A 21824-nucleotide genomic window follows, 5' to 3' on the forward strand; every position below is an offset into this window, starting at 1 on the left:
TATATTTCGTGTATGCAAGAAAAAGTGCCACACCCCTTGTATTTACAGGGATTGTGGCACTTTTTTAACTAATCAACTGTCAAAGATGAGATTTTACCATAACCAATTTTATCTGTAAACCCATCTGAAGCAGGTCTTTTCTGCTATTCCTGTCTCTTTTTCTGTCACCTTTGGATTCCTCTGACAAGTATCAGTAAAAGAGGCTGCCATACCGTCAGAACAGTACAGCAACCTCTTTTTAAAAGGACTTTATCATATAAAAACGTCAACCCGTTAATCAGATTTCTGATTAGTACAGTTTAGCCATCTCTTCGATGTTGCTTGTATCGAATTTCAGAGGTGCGCCAAGTACAACTTCTGTACCGCCGTCATCAGCGTCTGTGATTGTATAGTCACCAAGGTCGCCAGCTGTGAACTTGTCCTCTTTAGCACCTGTGATGTCACCGTTGATCAGAGCGATTGTTGTGTAAGCGCTGAGTTTTCCAAGGCCCTGCATATCCCACAGATAGAAGTATGGGCAGGAATGATCTGCATCATCACCTGTGTACTCCTGCATCTCAGACGGAAGTCCAAGACCTGTCAGTTTGCACTCAGATCCGTTATCCTGAAGGTATTTAGCAGCTGCTGCGATACCAACAGTTGTCGGTGCACAGATAACTTTCAGATCTTTGTAGTTCTGAAGAAGAGCTGCTGTCTGGTCTGTGGATTTCTGCGGCTCATCATCACCGTATACAACGTCTACAAGCTCAAGTTTGCTGTATTTGTCGTCGCCTTCCATGATGGTCTTCATTGCGTCGATCCATGCGTTCTGGTTAGCGGACTGAGATGTAGCGGAAAGGATAGCGAACTGTCCTTCACCACCGGAAATATCAAGAACTGCATCCATAAGTGCCTGAGCAACTTCTTTTGTACCAGCCTGGTTTACGAAAATCTCACGGCTGTCTTTGTTCGGTGCGGAATCGAAGGAAGATACTTTGATTCCCTCATCCATAGCTTCCTCAAGTTTAGCCTGAAGAGCATTAACATCGTTAGCGGAGATACAGATTGCATCGAAGTCCTGAGAGATCAGGTTATCAAGAACCTTGATCTGTGCATCAGCCGTAGCTGTCTCAGGATAAACGACCTGAACCTCGCCGCCTTCAGCCTCTACTGTCTCCTGGAAAGATTTCGCTGCGATCTCGAAGAATGCGTTACCGGCTGCTTTACCAACCAGAGCGATCTTTTTGCCTTCTGCGGAATTTCCAGCTGCTTCTGTCTTAGTATCTTCGGATTTGTCATCTGCTGCGAGAACCGGGCAAACTGTACCAAGAACCATTGCTCCACAAAGGATTGCGCTAATTACCTTTTTTTTCATTGTTGTTCCTCCCTATAAGAATATAATTTTTTTATATGCTGCTGCCTCCGCTACACCGATGGAAACAGCTAACAATCATATGGGGTGTAAAGCGGATATTCGCAATCCGCTTCGCTACTTGCTCATGAACGCAGTCGTTTCGCGACCTGCGTTCAAAAAGTGATATTTAGTTTTTCTTCATTGCGACTGCTTTTTTCACATCGCCGATGATATTCGGAAGAGCTACTGCTGCTACCAGAAGTACACCGATGATGAGAAGGATCACCTGAGCATTTACGTTCTTCTGTCCAAGGCCAACTCGTAAGCATACGATGATGAATGCAGAAATGATACCGCCGGCCAGATTACCTTTACCGCCTGTGGAGGAGATACCTCCGAATACTGCCATTGCGATGGCATCCATCTCAAATCCGTTACCGGTTGTTGTGTTTGCACCGTAAGAAGATGATACCAGGAACAGTGCACAAAGTCCGGACATAAGTCCCATAATTGTGTAGATGATGAAACGGATCTTCTCTACATGAACGCCTGCATAATAAGCTGCCACACGGTTTGTTCCGATTGCATAGGTACGACGTCCGAATGTGCTCTTTCCAAGAAAGATCGCAAAAAGTACACCAAGGATCAGCACCAGGAAAAGAATATATGGAATATTTCCAACCTTTCCACCGATAGCACGGAAGCCATCTGTGTTTGTGATCGCAATACTTCCGCCGGCTCCAAGTGTTACCTCAGCGATACCACGGAAGATGATCTGTGTTGCCAGTGTTACGATCATTGGAGGCAGCTCCTTGAAACGGGTAAGGATAAATCCGTTAACCGCACCACAGAGGGCACCAACAACCAGTGCTGTAAGTACTACTACAATGAACGGAGCGTTTGTGTTGCAGACCATACAGCTTAAGGTAGCGGAGAGACACACGATCGCACCTACGGAAATATCGATCTCGCCTAATACCAGGATGTACGCCATTGGAAACATCATGAATACCTCTGCAAGGTAAACCGGCATCTGACGAAGAACACTCTTCATATTATAAAACTCAGAAAATGATGCGCAGAAAATATTTACCAGGATAAAGAGAATGACCAGGATGCCTTCCCAACTGAATATGATGTGTTTCATCGGATTTTCCGGCACATTGTTAATACTTCTTCCAGATTTTCCAGCCATGATTTACATCTCCCTTCCCTTTAATGCGTTTTTATCTGCGATTCTCTGCAGAACAACGTTGATCACAACTACTACCAGGATGATAACACCCTTGATCATGTTCTGCCACAGTGAACTGATACCTACAAGCGGAAGAGCTTTTGCGATCGTTGCAAGGATAATGGAACCGAGGAATGCACCTACTACGGTTCCACGTCCACCGCTCATGCTTACACCACCGATAACGCAGGCTGCGATAACATCCATCTCACCGCCGTACTGCATATCAGGCATTGCAGAAGCATAAACAGATACCTGAAGTGCTCCGCCAAGACCTGCGAGGAATCCCATGATCACATATACAAGAAGGTTGATATTCTTTGCATTGATACCGGAAACCTGTGCTGCGCTTGCATTACTTCCTACTGCGTAGATCCTTCGTCCTGTTCTTGTCCATTTCATAAAGAAGAAGAATACCACATAGCATACGATGATCACCCAGATAACCTTGTTGATCCCAAGGAAGCTGGTTGTTGCAAAATTCTTAAACTCACCAAGAGCTGCGGCACTTGCCCACTCACCACCGTGGGAAACAAGATAACCCATTGCTCTGTAGATGTACATAAAGCCCATGGTTGCAATGATAGGCGGAACGTTTGCTCTTGAGATCACAAGACCTACAACCAGTCCGCAGGCAATACCGATCGCCATTGCAATGATGAAAGCAAGTAATGTACTTGTGATATGTCCGTATTTCAGGAGCATACCGATGGACATACCGGAAAGTGCCAGAGTTGACATGATGGAAATATCGATTCCGCCTACCAGCATGACACACAGCATACCAAGTGACATTACCATTGTTACTGCATTATTTTTCAGCATCTCCATGAGTGACTTCGGCGTAAGGAATGACGGGCTGATCACTGTGACAACGGCAAACAGCACGATCACGATAATTGCCAGCAGAGCCTCTCGGGAGCCTGTAATCTTCTTGATAACAGATTTCTTTTCCATTATTTAGTCCCCTTTCCAGTGCTCTTTTCCATGGACAGCTCAAGGATTCCTTCCTGTGTTGCCTCTCCCCTGTTCAGTTCACCTGTCTTACGGCCGTTGCACATAACGATGATACGGTCAGACATTCCAAGGATCTCAGGCATCTCGGAAGAGATCAGGATGATGGCATAGCCCTTCTTCGCAAGATCTCCCATGATCGCATAGATCTCAGCTTTTGCACCAACATCGACACCCTTTGTCGGCTCATCCATGATAACGACCTTCATTTCCTGAGCAAGTGCCTTGGCAACAACAACCTTCTGCTGGTTACCACCGGACAGTGAGCTTGCAGGCTGGAAAATATCAACAGCCTTGGTATCTACTTCTTCAAGAAGCTTCCTGGAAAGCTCTCTTTCTGCTTTCTCGTCATTGAATCCGGATTTTGCATATTTGCTGATGATCGGAAGGGTTACGTTTCTTCCAAGGCCCCAGCTCATGACAAGGCCCTGCTTCTGTCTGTCTTCAGGAAGAAGGATGATACCTTTTTCCATTGCTTCGGAAGGAGTCTTGATATAAACCTCTTTTCCCTCAAGGAAAACCTTTCCTTCGTCCGGATGGGTGATTCCGCTGACAGCTTCCATAACCTCTGTACGTCCTGCACCGACCAGACCGGTAAGACCTACGATCTCGCCTGCACGTACATTGAAGGAAACATCCTTGAAAAATCCTGTTCTGGAAAGATGTTCAATACGAAGCATCTCATCTCCCAGCTTAACCTCCGGCTTCGGGAACAGATCATTGATCTCACGTCCAACCATTGCCTTGATCAGATCTGCGTTTGTGATCCCGTTTACATCATAGGTTCCGATATACTGAGAATCACGGAATACGGTAACTCTGGAAGCCAGACGGTACATATCCTCGAAACGGTGGGAAATAAAGATAATGGAAACGCCATTCTCTTTCAGCTTATCAACCAGTGTGTAAAGCTTCTCAGACTCGTTTCTGGTAAGTGCTGCTGTAGGCTCATCCAGAATGATGATCTTTGCATTTGTGGAAAGCGCTTTGGCGATCTCAACCATCTGCTGCTGTGCAACAGAAAGAGTTCCCATCTCAGCGGTTGCATCAAAATCTGCATCCAGCTCACCTAAGTACTTGTTCGCCTCCTGATTCATCTCTTTCCACTGGATCATATGATGTTTGATGATCTCGTGACCCATAAAAATATTTTCTGCAACTGTAAGGTGCGGATATGATGTCGGATGCTGATATACGGCTGCAATACCTGCCTCCTGGGCATCCTTCGGACCCTTGAAGTCAACCTTCTGTCCATTCAGGAACATCTCACCTTCTTCTGCTTTATGTACTCCGGTAATAACCTTGATAAACGTAGATTTACCAGCACCGTTCTCACCCATCAGTGCGTGAACCTCACCAGGCTTGAGCTGGAACTGTACATTATTCAGAGCTTTGACACCGGGGAATATCTTCGTAATACCTTTTAATTCAAGAACATATTCTGACACGGCTCTTTCTCCTCCCTTTCCTTTAATCTGATTATATTCTATCATCCGGCCCACAGGTTGATAATGGGAATATTTTTGGATAAGGGTAAAATATTCTTCTTTTCCCTGTAAAATATTACTCATAAACCATTGTCCCATTCTCGTATTTCTATATACTTTATGCTATAATGATAACGCTGACGTTACAGTTTTCTGGGAATATAAACAGAGCTGTAAACGTCCGATTTACGAAGCTATAAAGCTATGCTCGATTGGAGAATTGTATATGAAATTACTGATCGTCGATGACGAAGAACTTACGCGTACCGGACTGATCTCATCTATCGACTGGGATTCTCTGGGGATCACCGAGATCCTTCAGGCAGATGATGGTGTGAACGGACTGGAAATGGCCAGACTGTATAAACCTGAGATTATTCTCTGCGATGTACGGATGCCGCGGATGACAGGCATTGCCATGCTGGAGCGTCTGGAGAAATTCCTGCCGGACAGTATCCCTATCTTTATGAGCGGATATTCTGACAAAGAGTATCTGAAAGCTGCCATCAAACTAAAAGCCATCAATTACATCGAAAAGCCTCTGCATCCCGAGGAAGTACAGGCGGCAGTTCTGGAAGCGCAGACTCTTTACAAACAAAAGCTCCGCTCCCATCGTGGCGAAGCGATCCATTCTCAGGAAATCGCTACCCGGCTGGCACAGCAGCTGACTCTTCCACCTTCCGATAACAACAAAATTGCAGATCTCTGTCTGGAGCTGGGGCAGCCGGAGCTTCTTGAGAACGGCATGAATTTTACCTCTGTGATCGTAAAGCTTAATGAATCTGTGGAGGCTTCCGGTATTTTCCTGGAAGATCTCCAGAACGACATTTCCTGTTTTCTGGAGCATTACCATCTGAAATGTCTTTTTGTGGAAAAAAGAGTTCAGTATCTGGTCCACCATATATATGGAAGGAATGCCCTTTCCCCGACTACCCTTTCCGCAGTGGGAAGCTATATTTCCAGACAATATGACACCTGCGGAAAGCATCTGATCGCAGCCGGAAATACCGTAACGGATATTTTCAGGGTTTATCAGTCCTACGCTTCTGCCGTGATCCTTCTGCAGAACTGTTTTTTCTTTCCGGAAAAAACATTTCTGACGGAAAATGCCATCCGCCTTCTTTCACCGAAGGGACCGGTTCCGGATTCCCTGCATTCACCGGAAAATACTTTTTCCAAATATCTCCTGGCCGGAGAAGAAGAACACTGTTTTCAGTTTCTTGATGAGCTTTTCCGGTATTATAGCTGCAATCACACATTTATGCCTAACCAGATCCGTGATCTTTATTACCAGCTATTTAATACACTTTCGGCTTCCCGTAAAAAAAATCAGCTGGAAACCGAACCTCATGAAAAGCAGGATCTGATCGTAGATACGTTAAACAACGCCTTCACCTACGAAGAGCTTCACAAAGCTCTGAAAGAAAAAACCGCCCAGTATTTTGAAGATGCGAAAAATTCCCAGCCGGAAAATTCCACGATCTTTATGATCAAGGATTATATCAGCCGGAACTATATGAACGATACACTTTCCGTAAAAGATATCAGCGGCCATGTATACCTTTCCGCATCTTATGTATGCACTTTTTTCAAAAGTGAGACCGGACAGACTCTCAATCAATATCTGACAGAATACCGAATGGAAAAGGCCAAGCAGCTGCTTTCCGATCCCAGATACAAGATTTCCGAGATTTCCTCCAAGGTAGGCTATACGGATGGCAATTACTTTGGAAAAAGCTTCAAAAAATACTCCGGCTTTTCCCCGTCTGAATACCGGGAGAAAATGTCATGAGGGCCCTCTGGCGCCGTTTCAAAAACGGCTACCTGAATTTAAACCTGCAGACAAAATTCACCATTGCCCTGATCAGCATTGTGGTAGTTCCTGCCTGTCTTACCGCCTTTCTTTTTTATGGACGACTTTATAGCATGGTGGTTTCCAATACCATCCGGCAGGAACAGGACGCCTCCGCAAAAACTGCACCTCTGATCGAACGGACTATGGATACGATCCTCGCTACTACCCGGAATATTACAGGACAGAATTTTTTTCAGGAACTTTTTTATATGCCGGTCAGCGATTCAGCAGAACAGCTTGCAACATCTAACCATGCCACTGATTTTAAAAATGCCGTTCAGCGTCTGACCACAGATTCCATTGTTACCGATGTACAGATCTATGTGGATTTTCCTGATGATCTGAAGACACTGGATACTTATCCCAACACTGAGAATATCCTTGCTCCCTTAAGTCAGGCGAAAGGTACCTACTGGTACGGTATCTTTCAGGGAAACCGGAACACCCAGGAAATGTTCTGTCCTTCCTTCTATCTTGGTCCCAGGGAAAAAAAGAATTATGGTGATATGGCATATATCTGCCCTTTAAGCCTTTATTATCACTCCACTGCCTATAAGGCTTATCTGGCAGTGTATTATTCCGATGACAAGCTTACTTCCATTCTTTCCGACAATCTATCTCTGGAAGGAAGTGTTTCATATATTGTAAACGAACGTGATGCCATTGTTGCTACCTCAGATCTGTCATTATCCGGAATCTACCAACTGGATTACGACACCATCAAGGCTTCCTTTATGTCTTCCAATAACTTCATTGAGCGGAACATTCTGGACACAAAGGTTTATGCCGGTTTTTACAGTATTTCCAATACGGACTGGTTTATGGTGACGGTCCTTCCTTCCCCGCCGCTGATCCATGCGAGCAACCGACTGATGATCCAGATCGTACTGATCTATGCAGTTTTTCTGGTTCTGGCACTTATTTTTGCCAATGTACTGGCTCATTCCATTACCGGAAGACTTTCTTCTGTGATCCGGCAGATGCAGACCGTCCGCCACGGCCCGCCTACTCCTATGGAAAGTCCACAGGCACATGATGAGATCGGTAATCTTATCGATACCTACAACTATATGACTCGAAAAATGGAGGAACTGATGGAGAAGCAGGCTAAGGCTGCAGAAGATCTGCGGATCGCAGAATTCAATTCCCTCCAGGCACAGATCAATCCGCATTTTCTTTATAATACCATGGATATGATCAACTGGATGGCACTGCAGGGACAGACCGATGAGATCAGTCACGCAGTGCAAAGTCTTTCCCGTTTTTATAAGCTGACTCTGAGCCGCAAAAAAGGAATCTCTACCATTGCAAGGGAGCTGGAGCATGTAACCATCTACGTGCAGCTTCAGAATATGCGCTACCACGACAGCATTGAGCTGATCACGGATATCCCGGATGAGCTTTCAGAATACCAGATCCCGAAGCTGACTCTTCAGCCTGTTGTGGAAAATTCCATTCTTCACGGGATCCTGGAAAAAGAATCAAAATCCGGAACTATTGTTATTACCGGATGGATGGAAAATGAGGATACTGTTCTTCTGATTTCCGATGACGGTGTTGGGATTTCGCCGGAAATCCTGTCAACTATCCTTTCCGGAAAGGGAAAAAGCCAGTCCGGCGGCACCAATATCGCAGTTTATAATACCCACCGGAGACTCCAAATTCTCTATGGAAATGATTACGGACTCACTTATTCCAGCAAGCCTGGAGAGGGGACGGATGTTGAGATCCGGTTCCCTGCACATCGTGAAAAGTAACTTACGTTCCAAAAAAATCTTTATTCAGAAATGAGGTATGACACTATATGAATACACAGCCAGAAGCTCTTTTATATAATTTTAACGACCCGGAACGGCTTCGCCAGATCCGCCGCTATCTGAACCGTCAGAAGGTTAAGACACGGATCGTCACTGCGCCGGAATTTCTTCATCCGCTGGGATATCTTTTTGAGATTCCGGGATTTCATCCCTCATCCCAGTTTAATCTGGGAAGAAATTTCAGTGATGAGATGATCGTGCTGAAGGATTTTTCCAGTGCACAGATGGATGATTTTCTTGCTTTTTTCCGTGAAAACCAGATCCCGCCTGTTGCACTGAAGGCCATGCTCACACCGGTAACTCAGCACTGGTCTTCCATCCAGCTGCACGATGAGCTTTCCAGGGAGCACACACTTATGCATAAAAAATAACTGCAAAACCAAAATCTGCCGAATCTGCCTGCTGCATTTCCGGCAGATCTTTTTTATCTTATTTTTCCCACTGAAAAAGGAGACCGCTCCGCGCAGTCTCCTTTTTTGAATATGTTTTAGGTTGAATACATAAGAAAGAATTTATCTTGTCACGATATCTACCGGTACGTTAAAGATTTTTGCAACCTTCAGGATCGTATCGATGTGTCTTCCTGTAGCAGCTGCCATATGATGTGTCGGGCCAGCCTCGCTCCAGCGGTTAACAAACTCTCTTGCTCCGCATGTGAAGCGTGTTCTCATGTTTGTATCACCGAAGGAAAGGATCGGTCCCTCCTCGTTTACGCCCTCAGCTACAACGAATTTGAAGTTTCCGTCTTTATCCTGAGTGATCGCAAGGTAGGTCACCGGACCTGTGTACGGATAGAACTGTGTCAGATATCCGCCGCCTGTTTTGCCATGGAATACTTTTACGATCTTCATGGTTGGCTTCTTGTCAGAGATGTCCGCGTCACCGCTTCCGGAATGTCCGATGATGCAGATGTCATCATTGAAATCGATGGAGTACATCTCAGAAAGCTGACCTGTACCGGAAATTGTCTTTAAGATACTCATTGCCATGGCAACCTTCATGTCACCCTCTACCGCACATGCAGTACCCTGTTTGATCAGCATGGAGAATGCCGGGATCAGCATACTGTCAAGGACACCTGCTTTACCCTGTGCAAATCCGTCGTAATGAGAAGCGATCATTCCAAGATGCTCTTCTTTTACCCATTTCTCAAAAGCAACAACGTATTTGGCCATATCCCATACTTTCTCAATGGTGCCGCCGCCCTCAATATCGAATGTATCAAGGATATCCTGTGCTTTTGCACGGATTGCCTCCTCATCTGTAATATCATCAGCAATCGCCCACATCTTCTCCCAGTCGAACTGTTTTGTGTAGAGGAACATTCTGTTATAGAGGTTTGTCTCATCAATATACAGATCCATCATACCCGGATATGGTCTTCCGATCTGCGCAATGTTAGTCTCACGGAATCTTCTTCTTACCTGAGCAGCCTTGCACCAGTCTTCGATCTCAGCCTGAACTGCAGGATCTCCGCCTTCTACAACGCCTGTGATAACCGCATGTCTCTTGCCTGCTCTCTCAAGGTCAGCAACTGCCTCGCCTACAGCACCGCATGCATAGCCTTCACCCAGCCAGGAGGCAATGTCAGTGTGCTCATAATCCAGCGCTTTGATCTTCTGAACGTTTACAAGAACAACCGGAACATCCAGATCACGGATCGCCGGAAGCATGTTGTAGGATGTTGCGTATGTCAGCATCTGAAGAAATACAAGGTCAACATCTGCTGCACGGAACTTATCTCCTGCCACCATTGCCTGCTCTTTTGTTGTCACCATTCCGCCGTCAACGATCTCTACTGTATCCGGGATCGTTTTCTTGAATGCGTCGTACTGTGCCTCAAATTCCGGCACCAGTGACGGGAACTGCGGAAGATATGCGCCTAAAGCAATTGAAAATACACCAACTTTTGCCTTTGTGTTAACTAACATAATAAAACCTCCAGTTATTTTTATTTATGCTTTGTATACTTTTATACCGAAGGACTCATGGATGGTTGTACGAGCCTCCTCGATCGTTTTAAACTCCTCGGCCTTCAGCATCTGTGCTGTGATATTACCGATTGCAGTAGCCTCACCAGGGCCTGCATGAATTTCTTTCTTTGTAGCTTTTGCAGTCAGCTCATTTAAGTATCCTGCATTGGAACCACCGCCTACGATATGGATACGGCTGTAGGTTCTTCCTGTCATCTCCTCGATTTCTTTTGCGATCTTAGCGTAGCAATCTGCAAGGCTTGTATAGATAACGGTTGCAATCTCGCCAAGAGTTTCCGGAACCTGCTGTCCTGTTCTGCGGCAGTAGTCCTGAACCTCTTTTGTCATGTTCTCAGGAGAAAGGAAGCACTCATCGTTTGCGTTTACTCTTGACGGGAAGTCTTTTGCCTCCTCAGCCATCTCGCAGATCTGTGCAAAGCTGTACGCATCATCAAACTCATGACGTACAGACTGGATCATCCAGAGACCCATGATGTTCTTCAGATAACGGAAACGTCCTGCATATCCACCCTCGTTTGTGAAGTTCATCTCACAGCTCTTCTCAGAGCAGTCTGCTTCTTTTCTCTCGATTCCCATCAGAGACCATGTTCCGGAACTGATATAAATGAAATCGTCATCATTTGCAGGCACAGCCAGAACTGCAGACCCTGTATCATGTGTAGCCGGTGCTACAACCTCAAGATCAAAGCCAACTGCTTCCTTCACTGCGTCTGTTAAATGTCCGATGCTTGTGCTAGGCATGATCAGCTTCTGGAATATCTTTCTTGGATATCCCAGCATATCGATCAGCTCATAATCCCAGTCCTTGGTTGTCGGACATACAAGCTGTCCTGTGGTTGCCTCTGTGTACTCGCAAGTTTTTTCGCCTGTAAGAAGAAAATGGAAGTAGTCCGGTACATGAAGAAGTGTCTCAGCCTGCTCCAGATACTCAGGATGTTTCTTCTTCACTGCCATCAGCTGATATACTGTATTGTAGATTGCTTTCTGGATACCGGTTCTTGCATACAGATCCTTCAGGGAAATTGTCTTATAAACTTCCTCGTCCATTCCCTCTGTACGATGATCACGGTAGCCTACCGTATTGCCAAGAACCTTGTCGTCCTTGTCTAGAAGCACGAAGTCAACACCCCAGGTATCAACACCCATGCTTACCGGGATCTTGCCGATCTCTTTACATTTCTTAAGACCATTTACGATCTCGTTGAAAAGGCGGTCAAACTCCCAGCAGAGCTCTCCATCCTTCTTAACCATGCCGTTCTCAAAACGATAGATTTCTTCCAGGATCATTTTTCCGTTTTCCATATGTCCCAGAATGTGACGTCCACTGGATGCTCCGATATCTACTGCTAAATAATATGTTGCCATTTTTAAATCCTCCTCAATATGTAAGCTTCTGATCACTTTCATATCTGATGTTGTATTTATCATACATCAGGATCCTTCCGGTGATAAGAACCTCTTTTGTCAAAAAAAGTGTCTTTATTTGCCAATAATACAGCGATTATTTATGAACTACTACATTATTTGTTTAAAAAATCCGCTGACTGAATCAGCCAGCGGATCTCTTATTTCATACGTCCGTGAACGCAATCCGCGTTCATTATAACTTCACGATCTTATCAATTATATGATTTGATTAGTCATAAAGGTTAGGAGCGATATTCTCGTCTTCCATATTTGTTGCATCATACCAGTAACCCTCTGTAGGAACATCCTCAAGCTCCTGGCCGTTTGCTGCTGCTGTCAGAGCGTAGATTGCATAGTATCCCATCATAAGAGGAGACTGTGTAACAGCACCAACGAGTGTGCCATCTTTAACAGCTGCTTTGATGATAGAACCAGCATCGAAACCAACACCGATCACATCGCCGTTTGCTGCGTCAGAACCAAGAACGTTAAGGTTGGAGTTTGCTGCAAGAACACCCTCTGCGGAAACCTGGTTGGAACCGAAGATTGCGATACAGTTCTCCTGGGAAAGGATTGCCTGTGCCTCTGTGGAGCAGAGCTCTACAGTTGTCTGTGCCGGAACAGCTACCTGGATAACAACGTCAGCGTCTTTAGCGTCTGCGTCAGCACCCTCTGCTGCGTTTACATAGAACTCGTTGCCGCTTACTGCAACTGTCTTTCCATCAGCCTGAAGAAGCTCGATCATCTTGTTGATGAATCCTGTACCACGCTGCTGGATGTTCTGAGCTGTTGCATCCTGGTTAACCTCACCGATTACAACCTGTCCCTCAGCATCTTTAACAACGTCTTTAATGCTGTTGTACATATTCTCAGCTGCTACTGCACCAGCCTGATTGTTATCTGTACAAACCTCGCATACTACAGATCCCTCTGGAGCATCAGCGATACCTGTATCGAATGTTACAACCGGGATTCCTTTTTCTGCACATGTCTTAAGTGCATCTGTAACGGAAGATGTATCACAAGCTGCAAGTCCTAATCCAACAGGATTGGAAGCGATAGCTGTGTTGATCATGTTAACCTGGTCAGCGATATCGGACTCACTGTTCGGTCCCTGTGCTTTATAAGTAACGCCCAGCTCCTCAGATGCTTTCTTCATACCTTCCTGAGCTGCATCCCAGTATGTGGACTGGAAAGATTTAACCATCATCGGGAACTCATAAGCTTCGTTTGCTTTCAGTCCGTCGAACTGTGCGGTAGGATCCTCAGCTGCTGTGGAATCTGCGGATTCCTCTGTTGATGCATCTTCTTTCTCCTCAGCTGCAAAAGCTGCTGTTGCGCTCATGCTTGTTACCATTGCTGCACAGAGCATTAATGCCATAACCTTTTTTGCTTTCATATAATATTTCCTCCTTAAATATATTATATAGTTTTTTTATGTTCATACGCCATTGCTACCCCCTTGGCGTTTCACATCTTTGAAAATGGGTACTGTCACATTTCTCTGTGAACAGCACCCTTTTTCACATTATATCTCACTGCTTATCAGTGTGCTGCTTTTTTCTCTTTCAGGATATCGATCAGAACGGCTACGATCAGAACGATACCGGTGATGATCTGCTGCCAGTTTGCCTGCAGGCCGATATATGGAAGACCTGTTTTCAGAAGCATGATGACGAAGATACCAACGAATGTACCGATCACGGAACCATATCCACCGGTAGCTGATACACCACCAACGAATACACCACCGATAGCATCCATTTCAAGTCCGGCACCAGTACCAGGCTGTACAGTAGGTGTTACTGCTGCGTATGCGATTGCTGCAAGACCTGTAAACAGACCGCAGACAACGTATACCATTACGTGATAGAACTTTGTATTGATTCCGGAAAGGGCTGCTGCCTCTTTGTTGGAACCGATTGCAATTGTATAACGACCGAATTTGGTGTGGTTCAGGATGTACTCCATAAGAAGAACCAGAATGACCATCCACAGGAATCCAAGCGGATAACGGGAAGCACTTCTTCCTGTACCAACAGTTACTTTAAAGATTGTGTGGAACCATCCACCATCCTGTGTAAGTCCCGGCCAAGGTGTCGCACTGCAGAGAGATCCGGCACCACGGGTAATCATACAGGTACAAAGTGTTGCCAAAAATGGCGGCAGGTTCATAACACCGATCAGTACACCGTTCAGTGCACCGACTGCGATACCAAGAACAATACAGATCAGCATTGCCAGAGCTACCGGGCAATTGTTGTTTCTGATCAGTGTTCCGGCGATCAGTGCGTATGCTACCATACCAGTTCCGATTGACAGGTCAACACCACCAGTGATAAGCGGGAATGTAACTCCGATCGCCATAAGAAGATCGTAATATGAGAAATCCAGCATACTCAGGATCGTGGTGTACTGTCTGAATTCTTTACTCAAGCCTGAGAATATTGCACACAGGACAATGATAACGAGCAAAACAATAAATCTCTGATCACTTAAAATACTTTTTTTCTTCTTAGTCATGACTTTCCTCCTTAATCGATATTCCGTGTGGCCTTGTCCATGATGTTTTCCTGGGTTGCCTCGGAGATATCAATACATCCGGTAACTTTACCCTCACACATGATGATGATACGGTCACTCATTCGGAGAACTTCCGTCATCTCAGAAGAAATCATGATAATGGATTTGCCTTCTGCTGCCAGTCTGTTCATTAATTTGTAGATTTCGTTCTTGGCACCAACATCGATACCTCTTGTCGGCTCATCGAAAATAAGGATATCGCTGTCTCGTGTCAGCCATTTTGCAATAACAACCTTCTGCTGGTTACCACCGGAAAGGTTTACTACCAGCTGATCTGTTGTAGGTGTCTTTGTTGCAAGCTCTTTTACATATTTCTCAGTAACTTCTTTTTCTTTTGCCTTATTAATGAAGAGACCGTTTGTAAAGTTCTCCATTGTAGCAAGTGTTGTATTCTCTGTTACAGATTTCTGTACGACAACACCGTATCTTCTTCTGTCCTCTGACAGATAACCGATACCACATTTAACAGCATCCTGCGGGCTGTTGATAGTCACCTCATGAAGCTGACCGTCTTTACCCATAACGGAGATCTTACCACTCTGCTTCGGATCTGCTCCGAACAGTGCTCTGGCTGTTTCGGTACGTCCTGCACCCATCAGTCCTGAGAAACCAAGGATCTCGCCTTTTCTCAGCTCAAAACTTACATCCTGGACCATCTTGCCTGCGTTCAGATGCTCAACCTTAAGAACTACCGGTGCATCTGCCGGAACCGCACTCTCCTGCTTCGGATCCTCATAAATAACACGACCAACCATCATGTTGATGATATCTTCTTTTGTACTGTCTTTTGTGATGAGGGTTCCTACGTAACCACCATCTCGCATGACTGTTACACGGTCTGTGATCGTTTTGATCTCATCCATACGATGTGAGATATACACGATACCAAGATTTTTCTTACGAAGGTCACGGATGATCTCAAACAGATCCGCGATCTCTTTCTCGGTAAGTGCTGCGGAAGGCTCATCGAAGATGATAACCTCAGCTTTATGAGAGATTGCTTTTGCGATCTCACACATCTGCTGTTTTCCGACTGTCAGGTTTTTCATCTTTTCCTTCGGATTGATCTCAATGTTCAGATCCTGGAAAAGCTTCTTTGAATCCTCGATCATCTTTTTGTCATCAATGCGGAAACCTTTTTTCGGCTCACGTCCAATGAAGATGTTCTGAGCAACGGTAAGATCACCTACCATGTTCAGCTCCTGATGTACGATTACAACGCCGGCATCCTGTGCCTCACGTGTATTGTGGAATTCTGTTTCCTGTCCTTTGTAAACGATGGAACCTGAATCCTTCTGATAAATACCGGTAAGAACCTTCATCAGTGTTGATTTACCGGCACCGTTTTCTCCCATAAGTGCATGTACTTCGCCGCGTTTTACTTCGAAATTAACGTGATCCAGAGCATGAACTCCAGGAAAGGACTTATCAATGTCCTTCATAGTTAAAATAACTTCACCCATTGTCGCATCCTCCCTCTAAGATCAGTTCTTTCTGCGTCTTGCAGAAACGTCGATATAAACTGCAACGATAACGATGATACCTGTGATGATCATCTGCTGTCCTTTACCAAGGCCAAATGCCATGATGCCCTGCTGAAGAAGAGAGATGATAAATACGCCGATTACAGTACCGCCGATGGAAGCAAGTCCACCAACCATGGATGTACCACCCATAACGCAGCCTGCAATAGCCTCATTGTTGTACTGATCGCCATAACCAGGCTGAACAGTTGTGTATGTAGCTACAAAGAAGAGTGCTGCAATACCTACCAGGAATCCGCAGATCATATAAGCAAGCATTTCCCATTTCTTTGTGTTGACACCGGAAAGACGGACAGCCTCTTTGTTAGATCCAAGGCAGAGGATGTAACGTCCTGGTTTTGTGTTGTAAAGAACGATACCGCAGATAACTGCCATTACCAGGAAAATAATAATTCCTACAGGGAAGCCGTTTACGGAAACGATATTACGGAACCAGCCGTTTGCATCGCCAGCTGCCGGCCAGCTTACGGACTGTGTTTTTGTGAATACAGAAGCAATACCTTTTGCAATGTTCATGGATGCCATGGAAATAATGAATGGTGGCACTGACATGTAAGAAACCATCCAGCCATTGAAAATACCAAAGCAGAGACCGATCAGAATGCAAAGGATCATGGCAACTACACATGGAACCTTGTAAGATGTCATGCAGTAACCGGATACCAGTGCACAGCAGAACATTACAGGTCCGATGGAGAAATCAATTCCTCCTGTAGCGATTACGAATGTAACGCCAAGTGACAAAAAGCCCAGGAAATACACATAGTTCAAAGTAGACTTGATACTATCAACAGTCGGAAACCTGTTTCCAAGAACTACTTTAAAAACCAGGAACATAAGAATCAGAACACAGACAAGAAGTATTCTGTTCAATCCGAGCTTCTTAACGATTGGATTTTGTTTTAAGTTTTCCAATTTTTACCCTCCTCACGTTTTGCACGTATCTTGTGTTTTCTTGGTTATTATAATACCGTCAAAAATCAATAATTGTAATAGAATATCTTTCAAAAAAAGGTTAAATATTTACTGTATGGTAAATATTTAACCCTTTTCTTTGTGTATTTATGACTATTTACGGTGTAAGATCACCATATGTTTTTAACGTATTAAACGGGAAAAGCAGTTTTTCGATCTCACTGGTATACATATTGTCAGGAGTCACAAGCTGGCACCCGGAATTAATATTCTTCTTATAGTCTTCTCCACGCAGCATCTTAACAGTTTCCCGAACACCCACATACCCCATTTTAAATGCCTTCTGTACAACGATTCCCTGGAAGATTCCGTGTTCCATCAGCTGGACGGCCTCCTGTGAGCTGTCTACTCCCACCACCCTGATCCGATTCTCTGCTTTTGCTGCCTTTACTGCTCTTGCAGCACCTACAGAGGAATATTCATTCATTCCCGCGATCATCTTGAGATCCGGATATTTTTTCATCAGCTCTTTTGTAAGCTCATAGGACTTGTCATACTGAGAATCACAGTATACCACATCTACGATATTATCCTTCAGACTGCCAAGTCCTGTCCGGAAACCTTTTTCTCTTTCAACTGCCGTAGATACACCCTTTACATGTGAAACGATCGCAATCTGATCATCCGTTCCCGCAAGATCCTTCGCAAACCTGCCAAGGATCTGTCCCGCTTCCAGATTATCGGTCGCAACGGTAAGATCCTGGACCTCTTCCTGTGTGTAGGAATCAATAAATGCGATATGTATTCCCTGTTCCTTTGCCTTCTTCAAAAGCTGGTCGGATTCAGTGAAGCTGGACGGCGAGATCAGGATCGCGTCCGGTTTTTCTTCTGTTGCCCTTTCGATCAGCTTGTTCTGCCCATCCACATCATTCTCTTCCTCAGGTGCCCATACGCGGATATCTGCATTATATTCCTTTGCAGCCATCTCCGCCCCCTGAATCAGTGATGTCCAGAAATCATTGGTACCATCCACAACCTTCGGAATATAGATCAGCGATAGTTTTCTCTCTTCTTCTACCTGTTTATAATAGACTATTCCGGCTACAAGCCCCGCCACAAGGCAGATGACCACTCCTAAAGTCAGGAGTTTTCTATGTTTTTTCATATTGATTCCTCCTGTATTCCCGGAATGGTGATCGTGGCAGTGGTTCCGACACCTTTTTCACTTTCATAGGTGATCCCGTAATTTTCTCCATAATAAAGTTTCAGACGTTTCTGTACATTGTAAACACCCACACCATTGGAATGATAATTCACCTTATGCTTATCATAAATATGTGACAATGTTTCCTCATCCATACCTACACCGTTGTCGATTACCTGAAGAACTGCATTTCCGCCCTTCATAAAGCCTTTTACCTGCAAAAGTCCCTTACTCTCTTTATATTTCAGTCCATGATAGATGGCATTTTCAATGATCGGCTGGAGAACCAGCTTGATCAGAGGGATATTTAATATAGAAGGTTCTACATCGATCTCGAATTCCAGCTTGTCCTTGTAACGCATCTTCTGGATCGTAAGATAACCCTTGGCATACTCCACTTCCCTTGCAAGAGGAACCACTTCATCTTCATTACTGATGCTCTGACGAAGAAGACGCGCCAGGGATGCTGTCATCAGAACAACCTCTTCGTACTTTCTACCCTCTGCCATCCAGATGATCGAATCCAGGGTATTGTAGAGAAAATGAGGATTGATCTGGGACTGAAGGGCCTTAAGCTCACTTTTTCTCTTTGCTTCCTGTTCCTTCACGTTCTGCTCCATAAGATCCTGTATCCTATGTGTCATCACATTGAAAGATTTCGTCAGGCTTCCGATCTCATTCTCTGAATCGATCTCCACATCTGCTCCGTCAAAATGCCCTTCCTGTACTCTGGACATGGAATCTCTGAGACGCTGAAGAGGATATGTAAGACTCTTTGCCAGAAATCTGGAAAAAAGCAGTGCCACGATCATCAGAAGTGCGGAAATAAGCACATAAATACTCTGTGCCTGATTGCTTTTGCGCAGAAGCTCGCTGACGCTCATACAGCCCACAACGGTCCATCCGGTTTTATTTGATCTGGAAATGGAATACAGCTTTCCTCTGTTTCCCTTTTCGGTACGCACCGTATCTTCTTTTGATTTCACGATCAGGTCGATATTCTCAGTCTGCAATTCATTGTAAAGCTGCTGCTGTTGGGGATGGTATACAATATTTCCGCTTTCATCCAGAATGAATGCGTATCCCTTTTTCCCGATCGTATTCTGATCACAAAGTTCACTGATGGCACTGTAATTCAGATCAATAAAAAAGACTCCCTCTTTCTCACCGCTGTTGGAAAAATTACGGATTCCCCTGCTTAAAGTGATCACCCACGGACGCTCTCCGCTGATGATGTGCTGTACATGAGAAGATGTAAGAAGCGGGCCTTCCGGCTTCTGTAAAGCTTCCAGATACCACTCCTGGGTGGAAAGCTTCAGATCCGGATTCACAGACTGTTTGCCGTCGTTGATCAGCTTCCGTCCATTACTTCCAATGATCCCAAGATTTCGGATATCACTTCGTCCATCCAGAATAGTCTTGAACTGATTGATCAGACGCTCTCTTGTTCCATTGTCCACATTTTCACCAAAAAGATATTGCTGTACATCCTCGTTACTGGAAATCATATAGGCTATATTTTCCATGTAATCAATATAGGAATCAATATTCTGATTCATCTGCTGCACGATATTCTGGGTGTAGACAGCAGAATTTTCAAAAATAGAATTGCGGGTATATCTCATGGAAACACCTGTTATGACCAGCACCGCACTTAAAAGCAGCACCGTCACTACCGCAAAGATCGCACTCTGGATACTCTTAAATTTTCCTATGATCTTTGCCGCAAACCGGATATCTCTCATTTACGTTTCTCCCTTGCATATTCTGTTGGTGTGCAGCCGGTCATTTTTTTGAAGGAGATCCCAAAATAATGGGGATCTGCAAATCCGACTTTCTCGGCAATTTCATAATTCTTCATAGTTGTATTCTCCAGAAGTTCCTTCGCCTTCTCCATACGGGTACGGATTAGAACCTCTGTAAAAGTCTCTCCCGTAAGATCCTTAAAGATCGTACTGAAATAGCTTGTACTGATATTCAGATAGGAACAGATACTGTTCAGGCTTAAATCCGGATCCATATAATTCTTCTGGATATAATCCAGGGCAAGTCTGGCCTGACGCTGTCCGCTGGAGCTGTTTGCATCGGAAAGTGTCTGGAAAATCTCTCCGATATGATTCCTGACCAGTTCAACAGCACTGTCAAAAGAATTCTGCTCCGTAACCTGCTGCAGAAGTGCTTCTCTTTTGGAAAAAAGCCTGTTGTCCGGAACCATATCCTCACAGGTCTCATCTGCTGCACGGATAATCTGCTGAAGATACACGCAGGCACGACTCTTATCCACCCGCGCTTCCTTGATCTCAGAAGAGATCTGTTCCAGAATATGCTCTGCGTTTTCCTTTTTACCCGCTTTCAGAGCAGCTGGCAGCTTCTCTACATAAGCTTTAATGGAAAGATTTTTTTCCTCCGGCTGTTCTTCCATATCAATAAGAAGGCTTCCTCCAAGAAGATAACGATATTCAATAGCTTTCTCTGCAAGTTCATGGGATGCACGAAGCTCCTGCTGAGTTCTGGCCCAGCTTCCCACACCGATAGAAATATCCAGCGACATCAGTTCCTTCAGCTTATCCTGGATCGTCCTGCAGATCTCCATGATCTTCTGTTCAAACTCTCTGGTACGGTTTCCCATGAAAAGAGCACCAACCTTGTTATTTCCGGCCTGATATGCCACTCCTGCTTTTTCTTTGCTGATGATCTCATCACTGATATTAAAAAGGACAAAAGACATCAGTGCACTCTCCTGGCGTTTCTCCGCAGTAAGCTGACTGCCGTCCGAATACAGATCCAGATCAAAAACAGCCACACGATAGCATGCTGCCTCAAGATCGATTCCCAGTGCTGCAAGCTCTTCCAGACTTTCCTGCCGTGTCTTGATATTATCCACAAAGCCCTGCAGCGCTCTGGAACGGATCACAATGGCGTTTTTCTGATAATTCTCGGAAGTCTGTGTCAGACGTTCCAGCTTCTCTTTTTCTTTTCTTTGCTGGTCCACCTTCTCCTTCATTTTTCCGATAACATTTCTGAGTTCCATGGCTGTCACAGGCTTCAGCATATATTCACTGACACCATACTGGATCGCCTTCTTGGCATACTCGAATTCTCCGAATCCGCTGAAGATCACGATCACGATGTCCGGATAATTATCATGGAGAAAACGGCTCAGTTCCATACCATCCATATATGGCATAAGGATATCTGTAAGCACGATATCCACCGGATGGTTCTGTACAAATTCCGCTGCTGCTTTCCCGTTATCACAGTCTCCTACCAGCTCACAGTCCATTGCTTTCCAGTCAATATTCTCCCGGATCGCATCTCGAACAAGTATCTCATCATCTACCAGTAAAATACGATACATAATTTCTGTCGTCCCCCTCTGATCAGTTTCTGTTGTTTTTATTGCACATCCCCCTGACAGATCCTTCCCCCCGTCTCTG

Annotated in this window: 16 protein-coding genes; 3 read left to right on the plus strand and 13 right to left on the minus strand. The window is 44.9% G+C overall.

Features of this window, described 5'->3' with window-relative positions; all coding sequences use genetic code 11:
• Positions 1 to 289: 289 nt before the first annotated feature.
• From ACTNDQ_RS11090 to ACTNDQ_RS11105, 4 genes are all read right to left on the minus strand, one after another.
• On the minus strand, positions 290 to 1354 hold the full coding sequence (locus ACTNDQ_RS11090) for a substrate-binding domain-containing protein (protein ID WP_441064618.1): 1065 nt from the start codon (positions 1352 to 1354) through the stop codon (positions 290 to 292).
• A gap of 166 nt (positions 1355 to 1520) precedes the next feature.
• Positions 1521 to 2528, minus strand: a complete 1008-nt coding sequence (locus ACTNDQ_RS11095) for an ABC transporter permease (protein WP_441064619.1) — start codon at positions 2526 to 2528, stop codon at positions 1521 to 1523.
• Between the two features lie 3 nt (positions 2529 to 2531).
• The gene (locus ACTNDQ_RS11100; RefSeq protein WP_279200741.1) at positions 2532 to 3524 is read right to left on the minus strand and encodes an ABC transporter permease; all 993 of its coding nucleotides are present in this window, start codon (positions 3522 to 3524) and stop codon (positions 2532 to 2534) included.
• Complete coding sequence (locus ACTNDQ_RS11105) at positions 3524 to 5029, minus strand: sugar ABC transporter ATP-binding protein (protein ID WP_279200739.1); 1506 nt, start codon at positions 5027 to 5029, stop codon at positions 3524 to 3526. Before ACTNDQ_RS11105 ends, ACTNDQ_RS11100 begins: the two co-directional genes overlap by 1 nt.
• 265 nt (positions 5030 to 5294) lie before the next feature.
• Between ACTNDQ_RS11105 and ACTNDQ_RS11110 the strand changes: the two genes are divergently transcribed.
• From ACTNDQ_RS11110 to ACTNDQ_RS11120, 3 genes are read left to right on the plus strand one after another with little or no spacing between them, the layout of a single operon-like run.
• The gene (locus ACTNDQ_RS11110) at positions 5295 to 6860 is read left to right on the plus strand and encodes a response regulator transcription factor (RefSeq protein ID WP_441064620.1); all 1566 of its coding nucleotides are present in this window, start codon (positions 5295 to 5297) and stop codon (positions 6858 to 6860) included.
• Complete coding sequence (locus ACTNDQ_RS11115) at positions 6857 to 8680, plus strand: sensor histidine kinase (protein WP_320810995.1); 1824 nt, start codon at positions 6857 to 6859, stop codon at positions 8678 to 8680. Before ACTNDQ_RS11110 ends, ACTNDQ_RS11115 begins: the two co-directional genes overlap by 4 nt.
• 47 nt (positions 8681 to 8727) lie before the next feature.
• On the plus strand, positions 8728 to 9111 hold the full coding sequence (locus ACTNDQ_RS11120) for a DUF3783 domain-containing protein (RefSeq protein ID WP_278795624.1): 384 nt from the start codon (positions 8728 to 8730) through the stop codon (positions 9109 to 9111).
• A 141-nt stretch (positions 9112 to 9252) separates the two neighbouring features.
• Here the strand turns inward: ACTNDQ_RS11120 and ACTNDQ_RS11125 are convergent, their stop codons facing one another.
• The 9 genes from ACTNDQ_RS11125 to ACTNDQ_RS11165 form a co-directional block, all read right to left on the minus strand.
• A complete protein-coding gene (locus tag ACTNDQ_RS11125) occupies positions 9253 to 10671 on the minus strand; it encodes an arabinose isomerase (protein WP_279199559.1) in 1419 nt (472 codons plus the stop codon).
• Positions 10672 to 10695: 24 nt separating this feature from the next.
• Positions 10696 to 12099: a rhamnulokinase gene (rhaB, locus tag ACTNDQ_RS11130; RefSeq protein ID WP_015527297.1), complete on the minus strand. Its 1404-nt coding sequence runs from the start codon at positions 12097 to 12099 to the stop codon at positions 10696 to 10698.
• Between the two features lie 271 nt (positions 12100 to 12370).
• A complete protein-coding gene (locus ACTNDQ_RS11135) occupies positions 12371 to 13540 on the minus strand; it encodes a substrate-binding domain-containing protein (protein WP_441064621.1) in 1170 nt (389 codons plus the stop codon).
• A gap of 146 nt (positions 13541 to 13686) precedes the next feature.
• Positions 13687 to 14664, minus strand: coding sequence for an ABC transporter permease (locus ACTNDQ_RS11140; RefSeq protein WP_278795622.1), 978 nt, complete (start codon positions 14662 to 14664; stop codon positions 13687 to 13689).
• 11 nt (positions 14665 to 14675) lie between these two features.
• Positions 14676 to 16187, minus strand: a complete 1512-nt coding sequence (locus tag ACTNDQ_RS11145; protein WP_059086071.1) for a sugar ABC transporter ATP-binding protein — start codon at positions 16185 to 16187, stop codon at positions 14676 to 14678.
• A 21-nt stretch (positions 16188 to 16208) separates the two neighbouring features.
• Positions 16209 to 17183: an ABC transporter permease gene (locus ACTNDQ_RS11150; RefSeq protein ID WP_278795621.1), complete on the minus strand. Its 975-nt coding sequence runs from the start codon at positions 17181 to 17183 to the stop codon at positions 16209 to 16211.
• Between the two features lie 157 nt (positions 17184 to 17340).
• Positions 17341 to 18348, minus strand: coding sequence for a substrate-binding domain-containing protein (locus ACTNDQ_RS11155; protein ID WP_278795620.1), 1008 nt, complete (start codon positions 18346 to 18348; stop codon positions 17341 to 17343).
• A complete protein-coding gene (locus ACTNDQ_RS11160) occupies positions 18345 to 20132 on the minus strand; it encodes a cache domain-containing sensor histidine kinase (RefSeq protein WP_278795619.1) in 1788 nt (595 codons plus the stop codon). The genes ACTNDQ_RS11155 and ACTNDQ_RS11160 overlap by 4 nt, the downstream gene beginning before the upstream one ends.
• Complete coding sequence (locus ACTNDQ_RS11165) at positions 20129 to 21745, minus strand: response regulator (RefSeq protein ID WP_278795618.1); 1617 nt, start codon at positions 21743 to 21745, stop codon at positions 20129 to 20131. The genes ACTNDQ_RS11160 and ACTNDQ_RS11165 overlap by 4 nt, the downstream gene beginning before the upstream one ends.
• Positions 21746 to 21824 lie beyond the last annotated feature (79 nt).

The sequence above is a fragment of the Blautia massiliensis (ex Liu et al. 2021) genome (assembly GCF_052064225.1).
GTDB lineage: Bacteria > Bacillota > Clostridia > Lachnospirales > Lachnospiraceae > Blautia_A > Blautia_A fusiformis.